The sequence below is a fragment of the Streptomyces vastus genome, from assembly GCF_039532825.1.
Taxonomy (GTDB): domain Bacteria; phylum Actinomycetota; class Actinomycetes; order Streptomycetales; family Streptomycetaceae; genus Streptomyces; species Streptomyces vastus.
Map to the genome: position 1 here is coordinate 1 of NZ_BAAASJ010000064.1, position 1,400 is coordinate 1,400.

Genomic DNA, 1,400 nt, shown 5'->3' on the forward strand with positions numbered 1-1,400 from the left:
GACCGACCGGCAGGCCGCGGAGGCCGTGCGGGCCAGGATCGACTGGAAGTTCGCGCTGGGGCTGGAGCTGACCGATCCGGGCTTCGACTTCTCGGTGCTCTCAGAGTTCAGGGACCGTCTGGTCAGCGCGGATGCCGGGCGGTGGGTCCTGGATGCGATCTTGGCGGCGGCGCGCGATCGCGGGTTGGTCACCTCGGGTGGGAAAGCGCGGACCGACTCCACACACGTGCTCTCCTCGGCGCGGGAGCTGAACTGGCTGGAGCAGGTCGGCGAGACCTTGCGGGCGGCACTGAACGCGGTGGCCCAGGCCGAGCCGGCCTGGGCCACCGCGCATGTTCTGCCTGACTGGTTCAAGCACTACGCCACCCGGATCGAGGACTCCCGCTTCCCCAAGGCCCAGGCCAAACGCGTCGAAGTGGGGCGCCGGATCGGCGCGGACGGCATGCACCTGCTGCGCATGATCTGGGCAGACGACGCACCACCGGCACTGCGGGAACTGCCGGAGGCCGACACACTGCGGCAGGTATGGGTCCAGCACTTCCACCTGGTGGAGGACGAGGTGCAACGACGGGACCCAAAAGACCGCCCGCCGGGCGCGATGCGCCTGGTCACCCCGTATGACACCGAGGCCCGCAACGGCGGCAAGCGCGACATTTTCTGGGACGGCTACAAAGTTCATCTCACCGAGACCTGCGAGCCCGGGGCCGTGCACCTGGTCACGAACGTGACCACGACCGTCGGTGCCGTCGCCGACCAGAGGATGGCCGCTGTCGTGCACGCCGGCCTCGCGAGGCGGGACCTTCTGCCCGACGAGCACTGGGTCGACACCGGCTACACCAGCTCCGGCGCCCTGGTCGCCGCCCGCCGTGATCACCGAGTCGAACTGCACGGACCGATGAAATCCGTGACCGTCCCCCATGCCCGCCCTGACGCCACCCACGGGCAGGACGCCTTCACCATCGACTGGGACAACCAGCAGGTGACCTGCCCGACCGGGGTGACCAGCACGCAATGGCACCAACGCCGCTCGGAAGAGGGACTGCCGACCATCCGGGTCCGCTTCTCCCCGGCAGACTGCCGCACCTGCCCCCAGCTACGGGCCTGCGTCAACTCTCCCCAAGCCCAGCGCCGGGAGATCAACCTGCGACCCCGCGACGAATACGAAGCCCTCCAACAGGCCCGCATGCTCCAGGAAACCGACGGCTGGAAGGCCCGCTACAAGATCCGTGCCGGAGTCGAAGGGACCATCTCCCAAGCCGTGCAAGCCTGCGGCCTGCGCAGATCCCGCTACCGCGGCCTCGCCAAGACCAGCCTCCAACACCAGCTCACCGGCGCCGCCGTCAACCTCATCCGCATCAACGCCTGGCTCACCGACCAACCCCACGCACGAACTCGCACCA

Annotated in this window: 1 protein-coding gene; it reads left to right on the forward strand. The window is 68.9% G+C overall.

Features of this window, described 5'->3' with window-relative positions; genetic code table 11:
• Nucleotides 1-1,400 (forward strand): IS1182 family transposase (locus ABD357_RS25820; protein ID WP_344393310.1); only part of this gene is annotated, 1,400 nt, incomplete at both ends.